Raw genomic sequence first — 19,916 nt, 5'->3', positions numbered from 1 at the left:
CCGTTTTGGCGCATGCATTGATCGTCGAAGACGACGAAGATTCCGCCCGCATGATGGCCGCCCTCGTCGCGCGCGAGGGCCATTCGGTGATGTGCGCGCATTCGATGGCCGCGGCCCGACGCCTCATGGCGATGCAGCGGCCCGACCTGTTGCTGCTCGACCTGCACCTGCCTGACGGCGACGGCCTGGCGCTGCTCGACGAGCGCAACGAAGCGCTCAACGACACCGTGCTGGTGCTCATGACCGGCCAGGCCAGCCTGGAGACCTCGATCCGCGGCATGCGGCTGGGCGCGGCCGACTACCTGGTCAAGCCCATCAACCCGCAGCACCTGAAGGGCCTGCTGTCGCGGCTCATCGCGCCGTCGCAGCTGCGCGCCGAGTTCGACGAGGTCGAGGAGCAGTGGCGCGAGACCGGCCGCTTCGGTCCGCTCATCGGGCGTTCGCAGGAAATGCAGCGCGTGTACCGGCAGATCTCGCGCGTGGCGCGCACCGCCGTCACCGTCTTCATCCACGGCGAGAGCGGCACGGGCAAGGAACTGGTGGCGCGCGCGGTGCACGACATGAGCCGCCGGCGCGACCAGCCGTTCCTGGCCGTGAACTGCGGCGCGCTGTCGCCGCACCTCATCGAAAGCGAGATCTTCGGCCACGAGCGCGGCAGCTTCACCGGCGCCGAGCGCCAGCACCAGGGCTTCTTCGAGCGCGCGCACGGCGGCACGCTGTTCCTGGACGAGGTGACCGAGATGCCGCCGCAGCTGCAGGTGAAACTGCTGCGCGTGCTCGAGACCGGCACCTTCATGCGCGTGGGCTCCACGCAGGTGCAGCAGACCGACGTGCGCGTGATCGCGGCCACCAACCGCGACGCCGCCGCCGCGGTGGCCGATGGCCGCATGCGCGAAGACCTGCTCTACCGCCTCAACGTGTTCCCGATCGGCCTGCCGCCGCTGCGCGAGCGCGGCGACGACGTGGCGCTCATCACGCACCATGTCCTGCAGGAGATGGCGCGCCAGGAAGGCGGGGGCGCCAAGCACCTCAGCGCCGGCGCGCTGGCGCGGCTCGCGGCGTGGCACTGGCCCGGCAACGTGCGCGAACTGCGCAACGTGCTGCAGCGCGCCTGGGTGATGGCCAGCGGCGCCGGGATCGACGAGGAATGGCTGCCCCTGCACGCGCCCGCGCATGAACCGGTGGTGCGCGCGGCCGCCGCGCCGGCGGGCGGCGGCAACCCGGTGGCCGCCGTGGTTTCCACGGCCCTGACGTCCCTCGGACTCGATCGGCCGCTGTCGCCGTCCGGGCCGGGGAGCGGCCAGCTCGTGGTCGAGATCGGGTCGCCGCTGGCCGACGTGGAGCGCCAGCTCATCCTGGCCACCTACGCGCGCTGCGGCGGCCACAGGGAACGCACCGCCGCGCTGCTGGGCATCAGCATGAAGACCCTCTACAACCGGCTCAAGGAATACCAGCAGTAGCCGTCGCGGCGTTGCGCCTGCGGGCCTCACACAAGGGATGGCATTGAACGATTCCACGCCCGACAGCGCCGAAGAAGAAACGGCCGGCCAGCTCGACGACGCGGTGCCGTCGTTCGGCTACGGCCTGCTGCCCGTGGTCGGGCTGGGCGGCGCGGCGGGCAGCGTCGAGGCGCTGTGCGCGTTCCTCGAGGGCGTGGCGCCGGACGCGGGCCTGGCCTTCGTCGCCGTGCTGAACCTGCCCGAAACGGGCAACACCGGCGAGATCGGCCAAGCCGGCGGGGATGCGCTCGCCGGGCTCCTGCAGCGGCTGCGCGCGTCGTCGCCGCTGCCGGTGGTGCCGGTCGATGCGCCGCTGCGCCTGGCGCCCGACACCGTGCACCTGCTGCCGCCCGGCAGGTCGCCCCACATGCGCGGCAACCTGATCGAGCCGGCGCCCGCACCGCCGGCCCGTGCGCGGCACCTGCCGGTCGACCTGTTCTTTCGCACGCTGGCCGATTCGCACGGCCCGCATGCGACGGCGGTGGTGCTGTCGGGGACCGACGGCGACGGGGCGCTGGGCATCAAGCGCATGAAGGAGCGCGGCGGGCTGACCATCGCGCAGGACCCGCGCGAGTCGGCTGAGGCCGGCATGGCGAACGCGGCCGTCGCGACCGGCATGGTCGACTGGGTGCTGCCGGTGCGCGAGATGGGCGCGCGCATCGGCGCCTACCACCGCATCGAGCGCCAGCTGCGCCTGCCGCCCGAGCAGCTGCCCGCGCCGCCCGACGCCGGCGAGGCCGCCTTTGGCGAGGTGCTGGCCTTCGTGCGCAACCGCACGGGCCGCGACTTCGGCGACTACAAGCGCGCCACCGTGCTGCGGCGCATCGGCCGGCGCATGCAGGTGAACGGCGTGGGCGACCTGCCGGCCTATCTCGATTGCCTGCGCACCCGGCCGGGCGAGGCCGGCGCGCTGCTGCACGACATGCTGGTCAGCGTGACCAACTTCTTCCGCGACGCCGACAGCTTCGACGCGCTGGCCGCGCGGGTGCCCGAGCTCTTTCGCCACAAGGGCCCGAACGACACGCTGCGCGTGTGGGTCGTGGCCTGCGCCACCGGCGAAGAGGCCTACTCGGTCGCCATGCTGCTCAGCGAGCATGCGCGCACGCTGGAGCACCCGCCGGCCTTCCAGGTCTTCGCGACCGACCTGGACGAGGACGCCGTGCGCACCGCGCGCGACGGCATCTACCCGCTGGCGGCCGAGGCCGACCTGGGCGAAGAGCGCATGCGGCGGTTCTTCGTGCGCGAGCCGCGCGGCCTGCGCGTGCGCCGCGAACTGCGCGAGCGGGTGCTGTTCGCCGTGCACGACGTGCTGCGCGACGCCCCGTTCTCGCGCATCGACCTGGCGACCTGCCGCAACCTGCTCATCTACCTGAACCGCGACGCGCAGGCGCGCGTGCTCCAGACGCTGCACTTCGCGATGCAGCCGGGCGCGCCGCTGTTCCTGGGCGCCTCCGAAGCGGCGGACGGGCGCGGCGGCCTGTTCGCGCTGGTCGACAAGGCGCACCGCCTCTACGTGCGGCGCCAGGTGCGCACGGGCGAGCCCGCCGCGCCCCGGCCCCCGGGCGCGCCGGCGGGCCCCCGTACGCCCGGGGGGCTGCGCGCGCCGACCGTGATCCCGCGCGTGGCGATCGCGGCGCCGGTGCCGCCGGCCACGGCGCTGCCCGCGCCGCGCGTCGGGCGGACCATGACCTGGGCCGAGATGCACCTGCAGCTGATCGACCTGCTGGCGCCGCCGTCGATCCTGGTGGACGCCGACCACGGGATGCTGCACATCTCTCCCGCCGCCACCCCGTACCTGTACTTCGGCGGCGGCGAGCCCTCGCGCAACGTGCTGCGCGCCATCGTGCCCGCGCTGAAGGCCGAGCTGCAGACGGCGCTGCACCATGCCCAGGCGCGGGGCGAGCCGGTGGAGATCGCGCCGGTGCGCGTGCGCGTGGCCGGCGGCGAGCGCTCGGTGGCGATCGGCGTGCGGCCGGTGGAGGCGTTCGGCGGCTGCTTCCTGGTGCTGTTGCGCCGCGAGGAGGGCGCCCGCGCCCCCGGCCAGGCGCAGGGCCCCGCGAGCGGCGACGCCTTCACCGTGCTGCCGCGCCTGCAGCCCGAGCCGGTCGCGCGGCACCTGGAGCGCGAGGTCGAGCGCCTGAAGGCGCGCCTGGACCAGACGGTGGAGCAGTACGAGGTCTCGACCGAGGAACTCAAGGCGAGCAACGAAGAGCTGCACGCCATGAACGAGGAACTGCATGCGGCCGCCGAAGAGCTCGACACCAGCCGCGAAGAATTGCAGTCGATCAACGAGGAGCTGGTCACCGTCAACCAGGAGCTGAAGAACAAGGTCGACGACCTGGGCCATGCCAACAGCGACATCCTGAACCTGATGGATGCGACCGCGATCGCCACCGTGTTCCTGGACCGCGAGCTGCGCGTGATGCGCTTCACGCCGAGCGCGGCAGCAATTTTCAAGCTGATCGCGGGCGACATGGGGCGTCCGCTGTCGGACCTCGTCACCGGGCTGGACTACCCCGAGCTCACGGACGATGCGCGCGGCGTGCTGCGCACGCTGCAGCCGTCCGAGCGCGAAGTGGGCGATGCGCAGGGCCGCTGGTACCTGGCGCGCGCACGGCCCTATCGCACCGTCGAGGACGCGATCGCGGGCGTGGTGCTGACGCTGGTCGACATCACCGAGCGCAAGGCGGCGCAGGAGTCGCTGCGCCAGTCGCAGGCGCGCTTCAGCGCCATCGTCAACCAGGCCTCGGTGGGCGTGGCGCAGCTGCGGCTGGACGGCGAGATCACGTTCGCCAACAGCTGCTACGGCGCGCTCGTGGGCGGCGAGGGGGGCGAGGGCGACGAACTCGTCGGCCGGCATGTGCTCGAGTTCGTGCACCCGGCCGACCTGGCGGACGCGCAGCAGCTGTTCGGCCAGCTGGCCACGCGCGGCCGGCCGTTCCAGGCCGAGAACCGGGTCGTGCGCAAGGACGGCGCGGTCATCTGGCTGCACACCAGCGTGACGGTGCTCACCGACGGCGGCGGGCGGCCCGACTCGGCGCTGATCGTGTGCACCGACGTGAGCGAGCGCAAGGCGGCCGAAGCGGCGCTGCGCGAGAGCCAGGAGCGCATGCGCCTGATGCTGGAGAACGCGGTCGACTACGCCATCTTCTCGGTCGACCTGGCGCGCCGCGTGACGAGCTGGAACGCCGGCGCCGAGCGCCTGCTGGGCTACAGCGAGCAGGAGATCCTCGGCCGCCCGGCCGACGTGATCTTCACCGAGGAAGACCGCGCCGCCCAGGCGCCCGCCGAGGAGGCGCGCATCGCGCTGGCCGAGGGTCGCGCGGCCGACGACCGGCTGCACCAGCGCAAGGACGGCTCGCGCTTCTGGGCCAGCGGCGCGCTCATGCGCATGCACGGTGGCGACGGCGCGGTGATCGGGCTCGTGAAGGTGCTGCGCGACCAGAGCGAGCAGCGCGCCGCGCAGCAGGAGCTGGAAGAGGGCCGCGCCGAGCTGCTCTCGGCGCTGCGCGCCAACGAGGCCGCGCGCCGCGCGCTGGAAACGGTCGACGCCGCCAAGGACCGCTTCCTGGCCGTGCTCTCGCACGAGCTGCGCAACCCGCTGGCCTCCATCAGCGGCGCGGCCGAGCTGCTGGCGCCCGAGCTGCTGCCCACGCAGGACCAGGTGCGCGCCGCGCGCGTGATCCGCCGGCAGGCCGCGGTCATGAAGGTCATGCTCGGCGAACTGCTCGACGTGGCCAGCCTGCGCCAGGGGCGCCTCGCGCTGAAGCCCGAGCGCATCACGGCGCAGGCCATCGCGGATGCGGCGCTGGAGACGGCCAGGCCGCTCATCGAACAGGGTCGTCACGTGCTCGAGCTGCACATCGCCGAGGAAGAGATCGTGCTCGACGCCGACCCGACGCGGCTCACCCAGGTGCTGTCGAACCTGCTGTCGAACGCCGCCAAGTACACGCCCACGGGCGGGCGCATCCGGCTCGCGGTGTACGCCGACGCGCGCAACGCGGTGTTCGAGGTGGCCGACGACGGCATCGGCATGGACCCCGACACCATCCAGACCATGTTCGAGATGTTCGTGCAGAGCGAGCGCGCGCACGAGCGCGCCGCGGGCGGCCTGGGCGTGGGGCTGGCGCTGGTGCGCAACCTCGTCGAACTGCACGGCGGCACGGTCACGGGCGAGAGCGAGGGCCTTGGCCGAGGCAGCCGCTTCACGGTGCGCATCCCCGCGGCCCGGGCGACGGCGGACGCGGTGCCGCACGCACCCGCCGGCGATGGCGCGGCGCCCGGGCGGGTGCGGCGGCTGCTGCTGGCCGATGACAACGTCGACGCGCTCTGGGGCATGGGGCAGATGCTGTCGAAGGCGGGCTTCAGCGTGGAGACCGTGCACAACGGCATCGATGCGCTGCGCGCGGCGCAGGCGCTGCACCCCGATGCGGCGGTGCTCGACATCGGCATGCCCGGGCTGGACGGCCACGAGGTGGCGCGCCGCATCCGCGCCGAACCTTGGGGCCGCGACATGGTGCTCATCGCAGCGACCGGCTGGGGCCAGGCGGCCGACCGGGCGGCGGCGCTCGCGGCCGGCTTCGACGCGCATGTGGCCAAGCCCGTCACGGCATCCGACCTGCAGCGGCTGCTGCACGAGCGCGAAGCCGCGCGGCGCGCGCCACCGAGCGGCTGAACGATCGAACAGCCCCTGCGCGCAGGCATGCGGCTTGCCCCACAACCCCTACCGACTTTGCGTCCGGCCATGACCTCATCTGCCCATCCCCTTCACCCGCCCGGCCGCGCTGTCTTCATCGGCGCGTCCTCGGGCGGCGTGTACGCCATGCTCGAACTCGCCGCGGCGCTGCCGGCGAATTTTCCGGTGCCGATCTTCCTGGTGCAGCACATCGGCGCGCACCGCAGCCAGCTCGCGCAGCTGCTCAGCGCCCGGGGTCCGAACCCCGCCGTGCAGGCGCGCGACGGCGACCTGCCGGCCGCCGGCACCCTCCACGTGGCGCCGCCCGATCACCACATGCTGCTCGAAGGCGGCGTGATCCGCGTGATCCGCGGACCGAAGGAACACCATGCACGCCCCGCCATCGACCCCCTGTTCCGTTCCGCCGCGCTCGAGATGGGCGCGCGTGCCATCGGCGTGGTGCTCACGGGCCTGCTCGACGACGGCAGCGCCGGCCTGCGCGCCATCAAGGACTGCGGCGGCACGGCCGTGGTGCAGGACCCGGCCGACGCCTTCGAGCCCGGCATGCCGCGCGCCGCGCTGTCGGTGGTGCGGGCCGACCACGTGGTGCCGCTGTCGGAGATGGCGGGCGTTCTGCTGGCGGCCGCCCGTGCGGAAGCCGGCGCAAGCGGCCATCGGCACGGCCACGCCCCGTCGCCCGCGCTGCGCCGCGAGCACGCCGCGGGCCGTGAGGGGAACGCCATGGAAAGCCTGAAGGAGATCGCGACGCCCTCGGCCTTCAGCTGCCCCGACTGCGGCGGCGTGCTGTTCGAGCTGGACGACCAGCGGCCGGTGCGCTATCGCTGCCACACCGGCCATGCCTTCAGCCTGCGCAGCCTGGCCGCGACGCAGGAGCAGGTGACCGACGCCGCGCTGTGGACCGGCCTGCGCGCGCTGCAGGAAAAGGAAGCCATCCTGCGGCGCCTGGCCGAGACGCAGCGTGCGAGCGAGCCCGAGGCGGCTGCCGGCTGCGACCGCGAGGCCGACGAGCTTGCCGCGGTGAGCCTGGCCATGCGCAGCCTGACGATGAAGGCGCCGAGCCCGGCGAGCTTCGAGGCGTGAGGAGTCCGCGCCGTCACGCCCGACGTCCAGTTCAAGACAAGACCCGAGGAAGCGACCATGACCCTGCCCCCGACCACCGACGCCGAACGCCAGCACTGGCGCGACGCGCTCGACGCGCGCGAGGCGGCGCTCGCGTCGCAGTTGCGCACCGTGGCCGCCGAGCTGCCGGACGCGCGCCGCAGCGACGCCACCGAACTGACGCGCGCCCCCGCATGCGACCGCGTCGACATCGCCGGGGAGCGGCTGCACCACGGCCTGCGCTATGCCGAGGCCGAGCGCGACATGGCCGAGCTGCGCGAGATCGACGCGGCCCGCGCGCGCCTGGACAGCGGCGCGTTCGGCCGCTGCATCGAATGCGGCGCGGAGATTCCGCACGCGCGGCTGCAGGCGCAGCCCGCGGCCGCGCGCTGCCTCGAGTGCCAAGCGCGGCACGAACAGGCGCATCCGGCGCAGGTGCGGCTGCCGCCCGATCTCTGATGAACGCCCGATCTGCGGCGAGCGCGTCGCACCTCAGTCGGAGGGGATCGCGGCGCGCAGCAGCGTCAGCTCGAAGGAGCGCGCGAGCACCGCGTCGAAACCCGCGGCGTTGCTGGTGGGCGGCAGGCCTCGCGTAGCCGCCGAATCCTCGATGGCGATCAACCGCCCGTCGAAACCGGCGCCGCGCGCCAGCCGGGCCAGCGAACGCGCTTCGCCGGCCGAGGTGCGCAGGTCGATCACCGCCAGGTCCGGCTGCTCGCGCAGCAGCGTTTCGTAGCCGGCGATGGTGCTCACCGCCAGGTCGAGGCGGTAGCCGGCATGCGACAGCAGGCCTGCGAGGCGCGCCAGCAGGTGCATGTCGTCCGAGACCACGAGCGCTCGCTCGCTCTGCGCGGTGCCCTGCAGCGCGTGGGTCGTGAGTTCGCCCAGCCGCTCGGCGAGTTCGCGCGCCTGCCGCGCGACCACCGCGCCGGCCTTGTGCAGCACGGGCTCCGGCGAGTCGGCGCGTTCGAGCACTTCGGTGGCGGCGGAGATGGCGGCGAGGGCGTTGCGCGCATCGTGCACGCAGCGGTCGAGGCGGGGAGCGGGAAGGCGCAGGGACGAGGTCGGGTTCATGGCAGGCGGATCGGCGGACATGGCGCCAAGCACCTGCACGCGGTGTGCCTGCTGTGCGCCTTTCGTGTGCCCTGCGTGTGCCGCTCGTGCGCCTTCTGCAGGCCCTGGGGCCTGCGCTGCATATTCGGCGCTCGTGCACCGGTCTTGCTGCAATTTTTTCCGGCGCGGACAAAGTTGACCGGTGCCGTGCAGCCCGGACGACACGCGGCGCGCGGGCACGCCGATTGCCCTGCTTCCTGCCCATGAATCAAGCGCCTGTGCATGTGTATCTTGGCGAGGGGTGGGCTTGCCAGATCGAAGTGCAATTCAAACCAAATGGCACCTGCGACGGGCGCGCGGAGGTGTCGTGCAACGGCCTGCGCCGCTGCGTGCTGGTGGCGCTGAACCTCGAGGCCTCGGACGACGCCATCGAGCACCTGACCCACCGTGCGCAGGCCTACATGGCCGACGCCGCGTGCCCGCAGGACGACGAGGGGTGATCAGCGCGGCGCCGAGGCGGGCGCCGGTGTCGGTGCATGCGCATGAGGCGCCGCCGTCGGGTCGGCCAGCTGCAGCGCCTTGCCCTGCTGCCAGGCGTCGGCGCCGGGCACGATCGCGGGCGCGGCGATGTCCTCGCGCGCGCGGCGCTTGTCGGCGCTGCGCACCTCGAAGCGGCGGTCGCGCGCGTCCACCAGGGCGGGGTTCGCCTGGCCGTCGGCCGTGAACCCCATCATGAGCTGCGGCGTGCCCAGCGGCAGTTCCTTCTGCTGGTCGGTGTGCCAGGTGTGGAAGGTCTTGCCGTAGGTACCCACCAGCTTCTTCATGAGCGCATGCTCGGCGGCGTCGGGAATGCCGGGCGCGATGAGCTGGCCCGACTTGACCTCGTGCACGTGGCTGTGCCACAGCGCCTTCTCGGCGTCGGGCAGCGTGCGGAACAGGCGCTCGCTCACGATGTACTCCACGCCCATCAGCTTGGCCGACTTCTGGTTGCCGTCGAAGATCACGCACTGGATCACTTCGTCGTTGAGCAGGGCGCAGTAGTGGTGCGCTTCCATCTGCGCGTCGATGCGGCCGCTGTAGAAATGAAAGCCGTCGAGGTAGGCGTTGAGGGCGTCCAGGGGCGGCTTGTCCTGCAGCATGGCGGCGCCGGTTTCGAGCACGGCGGTGCCGGGGCGCTTGTCGGCGCCCGGCGCCTGCACGTTCGAGGGGCTCGGGTGCTCCCCGCATGCCGCGAGCGCGGCCGCGAGCACCAGCCACGCGGCGCGCGCCAGGGGGTGGTGCGCGTGCATGTCGCCGCGCTCAGATGAAGGGCACGCCGCCCGTCACCGGGATGGTCGCGCCGGAGATGTAGCTGGCCTGGTCGCTGGCCAGCAGCACGTACACCGCCTGCAGTTCCGCCGGCTGGCCGGGGCGCTGCATCGGCGTCTGCTTGCCGAACTCCTTGACCTTCTCGGGCGGCAGCGTGGAGGGAATGAGCGGCGTCCAGAACGGCCCCGGGGCCACGCAGTTCACGCGGATGCCCTTCTCGGCGAGCAGCTGCGCCATGCCGCCCGAGAGGTTCTGGATCGCCCCCTTGGTGGCGGCGTAGGCCACCAGCGTGGCGTTCGGCTTGTCGGCGTTGACCGAGGCCGTGCTGATGATCGAGGCGCCGGGTTTCATGCGGGCCGCGGCGGCCTTGCTGAGAAAAAAGTTGGCGTAGACGTTGGTGCGGAAGGTGCGGTCGAGTTCCTCGGCCGAGATCTCGTCGAGCGACTTGTGGCTCATCTGGAAGGCCGCGTTGTTGACGAGCACGTCGAGCCGGCCGAATGCATCGAAGGCCTGGTCGACGAGCTTGCGGCAATGCGCTTCCTCGCAGATGTCGCCGGGCGCGGCCACGCAGCGGCGGCCCGCGCGCTCGATCCATTCGCGCGTGACCCGCGCGTCGTCTTCTTCCTCGGGCAGGTACGAGATGAGCACGTCGGCGCCTTCGCGCGCAAAGGCGATCGCCACCGCGCGGCCGATGCCGCTGTCGCCGCCGGTGATGAGCGCGGCCTTGCCCTGGAGCTTGCCGCTGCCCACGTACGACTGCTCGCCGAAATCGGGCGGCGGCGACATCTTCGATTCGAGGCCCGGCGGCTGCTGGGCGGGTGTGGAAAAGGGCGGCTGCGCGCCGGCCTGGCGAGGGTCTGTCATGGCGTGTCCTGTCGGGTTCGGTGAAAAGAAAAAAGCGGAACGGCCGCTGCCGCCCGTTCAGGCGCCGGCGTCGTTCTCGCGCGGCGTGCCGCGTGCGGCACGCCGCTTCAGCGCGTCGGGGCTGTCGGCCTCGGGAGACGGGGCATCGCGCCCGGTGGCGTCGCGCATCGCACGGCGCAGGCCCTGCGCATCGCGGGGGGCGACGGCGGGTTCTTCGCCGTTCACCGCGTCGGGCGGCTGCACGCGCTGGCCGCCGCGGGCGGGGTCGGGGGTCGGGGTGTCGGTTGGCTTCATCGTGTGCTCCTTGCGTGTCTGAGGACGTAACGCGTGGCCGCCACGGCCCCGAGCGCGCCGAGGCCGAGCCACACCGCGCGCGCGGGCCCGGCCTTCTTGCGAAAGCCCCCGTCGATGGCGCAGCCGCGCGAGGGCTCGAACAGGTTGCCGTCGCTGCGTTCGGCGGGCGGGGCGCGGCGCATGGCGGCGCTGCCCACGCGTCCGAGCAGGCGCGCCATCAGGTTCGGCGCGAGTGCGTGCATCAGGATGCCGGGGCGTGCCGGCGCGCCGATGTAGGTGCGTGCGCGCGGCCGTGTGGCCAGCCCGACCAGCGCGGCGGCCACGCGGCGCGGGTCCACCACCGGCGGCGGCGGCCCCACGCGGTGCCCGCTGTAGTTCGCGCCGTGCGACATGCCGGGCGAGTCGACGAAGGTCGGGAACACCTCGCAGACGTGGATGCCGGGGCAGTCCGCCAGTTCCGCGCGCAGCGATTCGGAGAACCCGCGAATGCCGAACTTGCTCGCCGTGTAGGCGGTGGCGTAGGGCGTGCCCACCCAGCCGCCCAGCGAGATCATGTGGACCAGCGTGCCGCGCCCGCGCGCGCGAAAGTGCGGCACGACGGCGTACGCGCCGTGCATGTGGCCCAGCAGGTTGGCTTCGACCACGCGGCGGTGCGAGGCCAGCGGCGTGTCCTCGAAGCGGCCGACGGCGCCGACGCCCACGTTGTTGATCCACATGTCCACGTGACCGAAGTGGGTGATGGCCGCCTGCGCGAGCGCCGACACGGCCCCGGCATCGGTCACGTCGGTCGGCACCACGAGCACGCGCGCGCCGGCCCGCTCGCAATCGGCGGCCACCGTCTGCAGCGCCTCGCGGTTGCGCGCGGCCAGCACGAGCGAGGCGCCCTGCGAGGCAAAGGCCAGGGCCGTGGCGCGGCCGATGCCGCTGGAGGCGCCGGTGAGCACCACCACCTGGCGCAGCAGGTGCGGCGTGGCGTCGGCGGGGCCCTCGGGCGATGGCGATGCCTGTGAGGTGGGCGGGGTGGGATGGGCGGCGGACAAGGGGGACACGGGCGGCTCCTGCGGGCGGTCGATCGTCGATCGGGGGCCTTCGACCTTTGGGCGATTCCTGCGCCGCGTGCGCGCGTGGCTTGCGCGTCCGGGCGTCGGACAAAACCCACGGCGCGTGCTGGCGGTGCGTGGGGCGCCGGCGCGGGGCTGCGAGGCACCCGGGGGGCGTGGAAGCGGGCAAAATCCATCTCTTCCGGGCCGCCCAGCGGCACACATCGCTTTCCCCCGCCAGCGAGACTTCATGCCCCCTCAAGGACCCGCCGCTTCCCTTTCGTCCGCCGTTGCCGCGCCGTCCAACCTCGTCCCCAGCCACCTGAAGTTCCCGGTGGTGGGCATCGGCGGTTCGGCCGGCGGACTGGAATCGGTGATCCGGTTCCTCGAACGCATGCCGGCCGACGCCGGCATGGCCTTCGTGGTCATCCTGCACCTGTCGCCCACACACAAGAGCAGCGCGGCCGAGATCCTGCAGCGCGCCACCGCCATGCCGGTGCGGCCGGTGAGCCAGTCGATGCCGGTCGAGGCCAACCATGTGTACGTGATCCCGCCGGGCGTCACGCTGCTGATGAACGACGGCCACCTGCGCGTGGCGCCGAACGGGCAGGCGGGCGGACGTCCCATCGCCATCGACCTGTTCTTTCGCACCCTGGCCGAGGTGCACCGCGAGCGCGCGGTCTGCATCGTGATGTCGGGCACCGGCAGCGACGGCGCCGTGGGGCTCACGAGCGTGAAGGAGCACGGCGGCATCGCCATGGCCCAGACGCCCGAGGACGCGGCGCACGACGGCATGCCGCGCGCGGCCATCGCCACCGGGCAGGTCGATGTCGAACTGCCCGCGGTCGACATGCCGCAGCGGCTGGTGGACATCTGGCGCAGTGCGCGCCACATCCGCATGCCCGACGCCGAGGAGCCGGCCGGCCTCGTGTCCGACGCGGCGGGGCCGATGGCCTCGGCAGATGCCGAAAAGGCCCTGCAGGACATCATGTCGTACCTGCGCGGCTACACGCGCCACGACTTCCGCCACTACAAGCGCGCGACGGTGCTGCGCCGCATCGAGCGCCGGCTGCAGGTCAACCGGCTGACCGACCTGCCGTCGTACCGCGACTTCCTGCGCGAGCACGCCGAAGAGGCGCCGCTGCTGCTGCAGGACATGCTGATCAGCGTGACCAACTTCTTCCGCGACCCCGAGGCCTTCGAGGCGCTCGAGCGCGAGGCCGTCCGGCGCATCGTCGAGGCCAAGCAGCCCGGCGAGCAGGTGCGCGTGTGGGTGGCGGGCTGCGCCACCGGCGAAGAGGCCTACTCGCTGAGCATGCTGCTGCGCGAGCAGGCCGACCTGCAGGCCAAGCCGCTGGAGATCCAGGTCTTTGCCACCGACATCGACGAGCGTGCCATCGCCGTGGCGCGCAAGGGCATCTATGCGCAGGGCATCGCCCAGGACATGACGCCCGCGCGCCTGCGCCAGTTCTTCGTGGGCGAGCAGGGCCAGTACCGGGTGTCCGCCTCGGTGCGCGAGCCGGTGCTGTTCGCACTGCACAACCTGTTGCGCGATCCGCCGTTCTCGCGGCTGGACCTCATCTGCTGCCGCAACCTGCTGATCTACCTGGACCGCTCGGCGCAGGCGCACGTGCTCGAGATGTTCCGCATCGCCTTGCGCGAGGGCGGTTGCCTGTTCATGGGCACCTCGGAATCGACGGACGCGGTGGGCAGCCTGTTCACGGCCGTCGACAAGAAGCACCGGATCTTCCGCGTGAATCCGGGGCTCCCGAACGGGCGGCACATGCCGCTGATCAGCGAGTCGCCGGTGCTGTCCGCGCCCGGCGTGCTGCCCGAGCCGCCGCGCGGTGCGCTGCGGCGCACGGGCGATGCGCCGGCCACGGCCGAAATGCACCAGCGCGCCATCGAGCAGTTTTCGCCGCCGAGCGTGCTGATCAACAGCCAGCACGAGGTGCTGCACCTGTCGAACGGGGTCGGGCGCTTTCTCGAGCGCGCCAGCGGCGAGCCGTCGAACAACCTGCTGAACAACGTGCGCCCGGACATCCGCATCGAGCTGCGCACGGCGCTGTTCAAGGCCTCGCAGTCCGCGCGCAGCGTCGAGACGCGCATCGTGCAGCGCCAGGAAGACGGCAAGCAGGTGTTCCTGAACATCACGGTGCGTCCGCTGCCGCCGCACCCCGACAGCAAGGATGGCAAGAGCGGCCTCATCCTCGTGGTGTTCGACGAGGTCGAAGAAAGCATGCCGCTGCGCACCGGCGAGTCGGACGATTCGGCGCGCACGCTGCTCATCGGCCAGCTCGAGGACGAGATCCGCCAGCTCAAGATGCACCTGCAGGACACCATCGAGCATTCCGAAACTTCCACCGAGGAGCTGAAGGCGTCGAACGAGGAGCTGCAGGCGATCAACGAAGAGCTGCGCTCGGCCACCGAGGAACTGGAGACCAGCAAGGAAGAACTCCAGTCGATGAACGAAGAGCTCGTGACGGTGAACTACGAGCTCAAGGTGAAGGTCGAGGAGCGCGGCCACATCAACGACGACCTGCAGAACCTGATCTCGTCGTCCGAGATCGCCACGGTGTTCGTGAACCGCGGCATGCACGTCAAGCGCTACACGCCGCAGGCCGCGAAGCTGTTCAACCTGATCCCGACCGACCTGGGCCGTTCGCTGTTCGACATCACGAGCCGCCTGGACTACGCCGAATTGGCCGACGACACGGCCTCGGCCTTCAAGGACCTGCGCACGATCGAGCGGCAGGTGACCAGCACCGACGGGCGGCACTACATTGCGCGCATCCTTCCGTACCGCACGGCGGACGACAAGATCGAGGGCGCGATCCTCAACTTCTTCGACATCACCGACCTGCGCGCGGCCGAGGAACGCGTGCGCGCCGGCGAGGAGCGCCTGCGCCTGGTGGCCGCGACCACGCGCGATTTCGCGATCGTCACCACCGACACGGCCGGGCGCATCACGACCTGGAACCGCGGCGCCCAGCGCATCTTCGGCTACGCCGAGGACGAGATGCTGCAGCAGCCCATCGCCACCATCTTCACGCCGGAAGACCAGGCGCACGGCGTGCCCGAACAGGAGATGCGCCTTGCCGCCGAAACCGGCCGGGCGGAGGACGAGCGCTGGCACCTGCGCAAGGACGGCAGCCGCTTCTACTGCAGCGGCGTGATGACGCTGCTCGAGGAAAGCGCGGGCGGCGGCTTCGCCAAGATCGCGCGCGACATGACGGGCACCAAGCAGCAGGAGCTGGCCCAGGAGCACCGGCTCGTCAAGGAGAAGAAGGCCAGCCTCAATGCGCAGATGGCCAACGAGCTCAAGGACCGCTTCCTGGCCGTGATGTCGCACGAACTGAAGCAGCCGCTCAACCTGATCCAGATGAATGCCAGATGAATGCCGAGCTGCTCATGCGCCTGCCGCTGACCGCCGAGAACCCGTCGGTGCAGCGCCTGGGCGATGCGATACGGCGAGCGGTGAGCAGCCAGTCGCGCATCATCAACGACCTGCTCGACCTCTCGCGCATCCGCACCGGCAAGCTGCGGCTGAACCGCGTGGCGGTCGATTTCGGCGACCTGGTGCGCACGGCGGCCAGCGCCGCCGTGGCGAACGTGCCGGGCAAGACCCTCGTGCTCGACGTGCAGTGCGAGGACGGCGTGGTCTGTCACGGCGACCGCGTGCGCGTGGAGCAGATCGCATGGAACCTGCTGAGCAACGCCGCCAAGTTCACCCCTGACGGCGGCCGCATCACGGTGCGCGTCGCGGGCGAGGACGGCTTTGCGCGGCTCACCGTCACCGACACCGGTTGCGGCATCGCGGCCGATTTCCTGCCGCATGTGTTCGGCATGTTCAACCAGGCGGCGCAGGACGCCACGCAGGGCACCGCGCCGCCCAACGGCGGCCTGGGCATCGGCCTGGCGCTGGTCTACGAGCTGGCCGTGGCGCACGGCGGGCGTGCGCAAGCGCACTCCGAGGGCGCCGGCCGCGGCGCGCAGTTCAGCGTGTGGCTGCCGCAGGTCGGCACCGACGTGCCGGCGGCGCCCGAGGCGGCGCCCACCGGCGTCGACCTGCGCGGCTGGCGCGTGCTCGCGGTGGACGACTACGCCGACGCCCTGGCGCCCTTTGCCGAGGTGCTGCGGCTGGAAGGGGCCACCGTCGACACGGCGGCCAGCGGCGAGGAGGCGCTGGTGCTGCTGCAGAAGGCGCGCTACGACCTGCTGGTGTCCGACCTCGGCATGCCGGGCATGGACGGCTTCGCGCTGATCGCCGAAGTGCGGCGCCAGGAGGCCACGCGCGACCTGCCGTCCATCGCGATGACGGGCTACGGCCGCCGCGTGGATGCACGCCGCGCGCTCGAAGCCGGCTTCGATGCGCACCTGCCCAAGCCCGCGTCGATCGACGAACTGAAGGCGGCGATCGGGCGGCTCTGAAGAAGAGAAACAGCGGGCGCGAAACGCGCCGCTGCTTCCTTCTTCAGTTGGCGCGCCGGCGCGTGAGCGACTCCAGCGCGATCAGCGCTGCGTCGAGCTTGTCCACGCAAGAGCGCCAGTGCGTGCGCGCGCCGGGCGGCGGCAGCGCGCCGCCGTCGCGCAGCGCCAGGCGCACGGCGTCCAGCCACACATCGACCTGCTCGCGCGCCACCGACTCGTCGGCGCACTGGTGCGCGAGCGTGCGCGTGAGCCGCTCGATGCGTGCATGACGGTCCGCTTCACCGGCCGCGGCACCGGCCTCGTCGCCGTAGCGGGTCATGCGCGCTGCATCGACGACGCCCGCAGCGGGGACGACGCATGCCGGCTGCCGCGCGCGAGCGCGTTGCGGCCTTCGGAGGTGATGGCGGTCACCACGGCGCGTGCGATGCGCCGCTCGCCGGTGCGCAGCAGTTCCGGCGGCTCGGTCAGCGCCTCCAGCAGCGACGCGCTGCGCAGCGCCAGGATGCGGTGGATGTCTTCCGGCGCACTGCACACCACCGGCAATTGCCGGAGGGACAGACGTTCGAGCAGCTGGTAGTACTCGGCCGCGCGAAGGTCTCGCGCTGTGATCTTTTTTCTCATGCGGACTGCCTGGGTGATGAAGGTCGAGGGAAAGGAAAAGAGCACGCTTGTCCCGGCAATCCCCGGCAATCGGCATGCCTGCGCACCATCGGTCGGCGGCGCGCCACGCGGGGCGGCCACTTCCGACGCGATCCGGCGGCGTCCGACACCGGGCGCGCCGTGCGCGTTCACCCTCGGGCCGACCCGCTGCAGTGGCGGGAAGGAGCACACCCGATGACCACGCCATCCCGCACGACAAAGCCCGTTGCGCCCCGGCAGCCTGCGCCCGCGAAGAAGGAAGGGCCGACCCCGACGCGGACCACGCGCGAAGGCGCGTCGGTCGGCAAGGCCGGCAACTCGACCGCCGGCGGCGCGGCGGGGCAGCTGACGCCGAAGGACTAGCGCGCAGTTCGGCGGTCTTCAGCCCTTCTGGCGGTCGACCTTCGCTTCGGCGTCGAGCCAGTCCTGCACCTCGTCGCCCGGCTCGCCGCCGCGGCGCAGCCAGGCGTCGTAGGCCGCCTGGCGCACCCGCTCTTCGCGCGAGGCCGGGTCGGCCGCGTCCCCCTGCATCGCCTGCTGCGTGCCGCTGCCGTCGGAGGCGGGCGGCACGGCCTGTTCGGGCGCATCGCTGCGGGGGGTGTTGCTGCTGCTGCCGGATGTGTCCGGCTGCGGGGTCTGTGGCTGGCGCTTGCTGGTTGTCGGCATGGTCACCTCCGTGGGCTCGACATCGTTGGACATGCGAGCCAACCTACGGCATCGGCACGGCGCCGCCGTCAGACAAGTGCCCGATTTCGACCGGTAAAAACGAAAAACCCGGTGGGTCGCGCGACAGAAATGATGGCACGCGGTTTTGATCCTTTTCCTACAACGCGCGCGTCGCCGTGCGTGCGAGCCTGCGGCGCTTCATCCACGCCAAGGAGCACGCAAATGAACCGTTTCCCTCGCCGCCTCACGGCCGCCGCCGCTGTCGCTTTTTCCTTGCTGTCCGTCTCGTCCGCGTGGGCTGCCGACCGGCTCGCGGCCGCCGATGCCTCGATGCTCAAGGACATCGCCCAGGCCAACATGGCCGAGGTCGAGACCGGCAAGCTCGCGCTCGATAAAAGCACGAACGCCGAGATCAGGAAGTTCGCGCAGATGATGGTCGACGATCACTCGAAGGGCCTGGCCGACGTGAAGACGCTCGCGTCGGCCAAGGGCACCGAGCTGCCCGACGGCCCGGGCCCGATGCACAAGACCGTGGCGCTGGAGTTCAAGGCGCTGTCGGGCGAGCTGTTCAACAGCCGCTACGTGAAGCAGGCGGGCGTGGGCGACCACGAGGCCACCGAGAAGCTGCTGAAGAAGACGCAGGCCGAGGCGAAGGATGCCGACCTGAAGGCGCTCGCCGGCAAGATGCTGCCGATCGTGCAGGGCCACCTGAAGCACGCGCGCGAACTGGCCACGCGCACCGCGGGCAAGTAACGGCGGCGCGGCGCACACGCCCCCACGCACGGCGCACGCCGTGCCTGGGCGGCTCACTTGCCGGTCTTGCGCATCGCCGCCCAGCGCGGGTCGGTGTGGCGGCCGCAGTATTCCTGGTCGATCTCGTCGATGAGCTTGTCGGCGTTCTGCGGATCGACCGCGGCCAGGATCGCATCGATCTTGGCTTCGACCCGGTCGTCGCCTTCCTTCGACTGCGGCGAACCGAGGTACAGCAGGAAGGCCAGGCCCGCCACCTGCCACAGCAGCTGCAGGAACTCCGACTGCCAGTTCTCCAGCGTGTCGCGCAGCATCTCGACCATGTAGCCGCTGAACTCGACCGGATGGCCGAACTGCGTCTGCTCGTTCACGTACGCGAACCAGCCGAACACCCAGTGTCCGATGAGCGAGATGAGAAAGAAGCCTGCCGTGACCCAGGCGAAGCCATAGAGTTTCCAGATCGATTGCTTCATGAGCGGAGTCCCTCGTGTGCGGTGGTGGGTGCGGTGATTGCGGTGATTGCGGTGACCAGGCGATGGATTCGGTCCCCGGCGCGGCGGTTGTCGGGAAGGAAAACGCCGTGCGTGCGCGGCTGGCAATTCCTACGCAACCGCGCCCGAGCCTGGGCCGTAGGACTGCACTCGCACCGGGGCGCGGTCTCGCCGCGCAGTGAACGGCTGCACAGCTTTCGACCATGGGCATGAATGCGGTCCACACCGGGCCTGCACGACACCGACAGGAAGCACCGCATCGAAGCAAGGAGACCACACCCATGGCTGATCTCGATACCGACATTCCCGTGCCTGCTTCCGGGCAGGCCGATTCGCTGCGCGCCCGCCTGCAGGCGCTGGCCGAACGCGTCGGCGTGCTGGCGCCCGGTGCACCGCTCACCGACGAACTGGTCGCCTTCGCGGAAGGCGCCATCGAGATGGCGCGCGGCGCAGGCCCCCGAAACGCCTGACGCGCCGAGCAAATTCAATGAGTTGATGAAGGAACCGGAACCATGGCACCGAACCGACCCCCGAAGGACGCCCCCACGACGGGTTCTCCGCCGAAGCCACGCACCCGCGTCGAAAGCGGCGGTACGCCCGATACGGCGCCGCTGAACTTCGACGACGATGAAATCATTTCCGGCCGCAGCCGCGTGCGCGACGGCGGCACCACGCAGGCTGCGGGCGGCGACAGCGGCCAACTCGGCCCGCCGGCGGAGCAGCTGTCGCGCACCAACGGGCCGAGCGACCCCGCGCGGCGCAGGGGCCAGTCATGACGCGCGACAACCACGTGCTGGGCAGCGGCGACGGCAGCCGCCCCACGACCGACGGCACGGTCGACAACATCGGCGCCGGCGAAGCCTTCGTGCCCAAGGACAAGGGAAAGCACACGTCGGGCGAGGTGTCGAAGCCCGCGCCCGCCGAGCGCATGGCCGGCAAGCGCAAGAACGTCGAGGCCACGAAGGCCGACGGTTCGGATGCGTTCGGCCTGCATGAGGACCTGGAGACCGAAACCAACGAGGAGACGCCGCCGCCTCCACCGAAGCCGCGGCCCTGAGCGCGCGACGCCTTCCCTGCGCACAAGGAG

21 protein-coding genes are annotated in these 19,916 nt (G+C 71.6%); 12 read left to right on the top strand and 9 right to left on the bottom strand.

Features of this window, described 5'->3' with window-relative positions; translation table 11 throughout:
* Nucleotides 1–5: 5 nt before the first annotated feature.
* The 4 genes from GFK26_RS27110 to GFK26_RS27095 all read left to right on the top strand — a co-directional run bounded on the left by GFK26_RS27110 (nucleotide 6) and on the right by GFK26_RS27095 (nucleotide 7,752).
* A complete protein-coding gene (locus GFK26_RS27110) occupies nucleotides 6–1,460 on the top strand; it encodes a sigma-54-dependent transcriptional regulator (protein ID WP_153284677.1) in 1,455 nt (484 codons plus the stop codon).
* A 37-nt stretch (nucleotides 1,461–1,497) separates the two neighbouring features.
* Nucleotides 1,498–6,174 carry a CheR family methyltransferase gene (locus GFK26_RS27105; RefSeq protein WP_228121794.1) on the top strand — a complete coding sequence of 1,559 codons (4,677 nt, stop codon included), beginning with the start codon at nucleotides 1,498–1,500 and terminating at the stop codon, nucleotides 6,172–6,174.
* Between the two features lie 69 nt (nucleotides 6,175–6,243).
* Nucleotides 6,244–7,275, top strand: a complete 1,032-nt coding sequence (locus GFK26_RS27100) for a chemotaxis protein CheB (protein ID WP_194273964.1) — start codon at nucleotides 6,244–6,246, stop codon at nucleotides 7,273–7,275.
* A 57-nt stretch (nucleotides 7,276–7,332) separates the two neighbouring features.
* Nucleotides 7,333–7,752 (top strand): TraR/DksA family transcriptional regulator, encoded by a 420-nt coding sequence (locus tag GFK26_RS27095; RefSeq protein WP_153284675.1) that lies wholly within the window; start codon nucleotides 7,333–7,335, stop codon nucleotides 7,750–7,752.
* Nucleotides 7,753–7,785: 33 nt separating this feature from the next.
* On the opposite strand, the gene GFK26_RS27090 is transcribed toward GFK26_RS27095, so the two are convergent.
* Entirely contained in the window at nucleotides 7,786–8,388 is a 603-nt protein-coding gene (locus GFK26_RS27090; RefSeq protein ID WP_153284674.1) for a response regulator transcription factor, read from the bottom strand.
* A 278-nt stretch (nucleotides 8,389–8,666) separates the two neighbouring features.
* Here GFK26_RS27090 and GFK26_RS27085 point away from each other — a divergent pair, with 278 nt between their 5' ends.
* A complete protein-coding gene (locus GFK26_RS27085; RefSeq protein WP_194273963.1) occupies nucleotides 8,667–8,846 on the top strand; it encodes a hypothetical protein in 180 nt (59 codons plus the stop codon).
* On the opposite strand, the gene GFK26_RS27080 is transcribed toward GFK26_RS27085, so the two are convergent.
* From GFK26_RS27080 to GFK26_RS27065, 4 genes are read right to left on the bottom strand one after another with little or no spacing between them, the layout of a single operon-like run.
* The gene (locus tag GFK26_RS27080; RefSeq protein ID WP_153284672.1) at nucleotides 8,847–9,635 is read right to left on the bottom strand and encodes an OBAP family protein; all 789 of its coding nucleotides are present in this window, start codon (nucleotides 9,633–9,635) and stop codon (nucleotides 8,847–8,849) included. It abuts the gene before it with no gap.
* A gap of 10 nt (nucleotides 9,636–9,645) precedes the next feature.
* Nucleotides 9,646–10,518 carry an SDR family oxidoreductase gene (locus GFK26_RS27075; RefSeq protein WP_153284671.1) on the bottom strand — a complete coding sequence of 291 codons (873 nt, stop codon included), beginning with the start codon at nucleotides 10,516–10,518 and terminating at the stop codon, nucleotides 9,646–9,648.
* Between the two features lie 57 nt (nucleotides 10,519–10,575).
* Nucleotides 10,576–10,812 carry a hypothetical protein gene (locus GFK26_RS27070; RefSeq protein ID WP_153284670.1) on the bottom strand — a complete coding sequence of 79 codons (237 nt, stop codon included), beginning with the start codon at nucleotides 10,810–10,812 and terminating at the stop codon, nucleotides 10,576–10,578.
* A complete protein-coding gene (locus GFK26_RS27065) occupies nucleotides 10,809–11,861 on the bottom strand; it encodes an SDR family oxidoreductase (protein ID WP_194273962.1) in 1,053 nt (350 codons plus the stop codon). The genes GFK26_RS27070 and GFK26_RS27065 overlap by 4 nt, the downstream gene beginning before the upstream one ends.
* 241 nt (nucleotides 11,862–12,102) lie before the next feature.
* Between GFK26_RS27065 and GFK26_RS27060 the strand changes: the two genes are divergently transcribed.
* Together GFK26_RS27060 and GFK26_RS34605 are read left to right on the top strand one after the other, a co-directional pair.
* Nucleotides 12,103–15,249, top strand: a complete 3,147-nt coding sequence (locus tag GFK26_RS27060; RefSeq protein ID WP_322745818.1) for a CheR family methyltransferase — start codon at nucleotides 12,103–12,105, stop codon at nucleotides 15,247–15,249.
* Nucleotides 15,246–16,283 (top strand): ATP-binding protein, encoded by a 1,038-nt coding sequence (locus GFK26_RS34605; RefSeq protein ID WP_322745817.1) that lies wholly within the window; start codon nucleotides 15,246–15,248, stop codon nucleotides 16,281–16,283. The genes GFK26_RS27060 and GFK26_RS34605 overlap by 4 nt, the downstream gene beginning before the upstream one ends.
* Before the next feature lie 43 nt (nucleotides 16,284–16,326).
* Here GFK26_RS34605 and GFK26_RS27055 read toward each other — a convergent pair whose 3' ends face one another.
* Both GFK26_RS27055 and GFK26_RS27050 read right to left on the bottom strand, forming a co-directional pair.
* Complete coding sequence (locus tag GFK26_RS27055) at nucleotides 16,327–16,602, bottom strand: hypothetical protein (protein ID WP_153284669.1); 276 nt, start codon at nucleotides 16,600–16,602, stop codon at nucleotides 16,327–16,329.
* Entirely contained in the window at nucleotides 16,599–16,904 is a 306-nt protein-coding gene (locus tag GFK26_RS27050; protein WP_153284668.1) for a hypothetical protein, read from the bottom strand. Before GFK26_RS27050 ends, GFK26_RS27055 begins: the two co-directional genes overlap by 4 nt.
* 213 nt (nucleotides 16,905–17,117) lie before the next feature.
* Between GFK26_RS27050 and GFK26_RS27045 the strand changes: the two genes are divergently transcribed.
* Nucleotides 17,118–17,285: a hypothetical protein gene (locus tag GFK26_RS27045; protein ID WP_153284667.1), complete on the top strand. Its 168-nt coding sequence runs from the start codon at nucleotides 17,118–17,120 to the stop codon at nucleotides 17,283–17,285.
* Nucleotides 17,286–17,303: 18 nt separating this feature from the next.
* On the opposite strand, the gene GFK26_RS27040 is transcribed toward GFK26_RS27045, so the two are convergent.
* Entirely contained in the window at nucleotides 17,304–17,588 is a 285-nt protein-coding gene (locus tag GFK26_RS27040) for a DUF2934 domain-containing protein (protein ID WP_194273961.1), read from the bottom strand.
* 222 nt (nucleotides 17,589–17,810) lie between these two features.
* Here GFK26_RS27040 and GFK26_RS27035 point away from each other — a divergent pair, with 222 nt between their 5' ends.
* A complete protein-coding gene (locus GFK26_RS27035) occupies nucleotides 17,811–18,341 on the top strand; it encodes a DUF4142 domain-containing protein (RefSeq protein ID WP_153284665.1) in 531 nt (176 codons plus the stop codon).
* Nucleotides 18,342–18,394: 53 nt separating this feature from the next.
* On the opposite strand, the gene GFK26_RS27030 is transcribed toward GFK26_RS27035, so the two are convergent.
* Nucleotides 18,395–18,811 (bottom strand): DUF6766 family protein, encoded by a 417-nt coding sequence (locus GFK26_RS27030; RefSeq protein WP_153284664.1) that lies wholly within the window; start codon nucleotides 18,809–18,811, stop codon nucleotides 18,395–18,397.
* Between the two features lie 299 nt (nucleotides 18,812–19,110).
* Here GFK26_RS27030 and GFK26_RS27025 point away from each other — a divergent pair, with 299 nt between their 5' ends.
* Genes GFK26_RS27025 through GFK26_RS27015 form a run of 3 tightly spaced genes read left to right on the top strand, consistent with a single transcriptional unit; the run spans nucleotide 19,111 to nucleotide 19,886 of the window.
* On the top strand, nucleotides 19,111–19,299 hold the full coding sequence (locus tag GFK26_RS27025) for an aminoglycoside phosphotransferase (protein ID WP_153284663.1): 189 nt from the start codon (nucleotides 19,111–19,113) through the stop codon (nucleotides 19,297–19,299).
* A gap of 42 nt (nucleotides 19,300–19,341) precedes the next feature.
* Nucleotides 19,342–19,605 (top strand): hypothetical protein, encoded by a 264-nt coding sequence (locus GFK26_RS27020; protein ID WP_228121793.1) that lies wholly within the window; start codon nucleotides 19,342–19,344, stop codon nucleotides 19,603–19,605.
* Nucleotides 19,602–19,886, top strand: a complete 285-nt coding sequence (locus GFK26_RS27015; protein WP_153284662.1) for a hypothetical protein — start codon at nucleotides 19,602–19,604, stop codon at nucleotides 19,884–19,886. The genes GFK26_RS27020 and GFK26_RS27015 overlap by 4 nt, the downstream gene beginning before the upstream one ends.
* Nucleotides 19,887–19,916 lie beyond the last annotated feature (30 nt).

Origin of the sequence: Variovorax paradoxus, from assembly GCF_009498455.1 — a bacterium.
Taxonomy (GTDB): domain Bacteria; phylum Pseudomonadota; class Gammaproteobacteria; order Burkholderiales; family Burkholderiaceae_C; genus Variovorax; species Variovorax paradoxus_H.
This window is presented reverse-complemented; position numbering and strand designations above follow the sequence as displayed.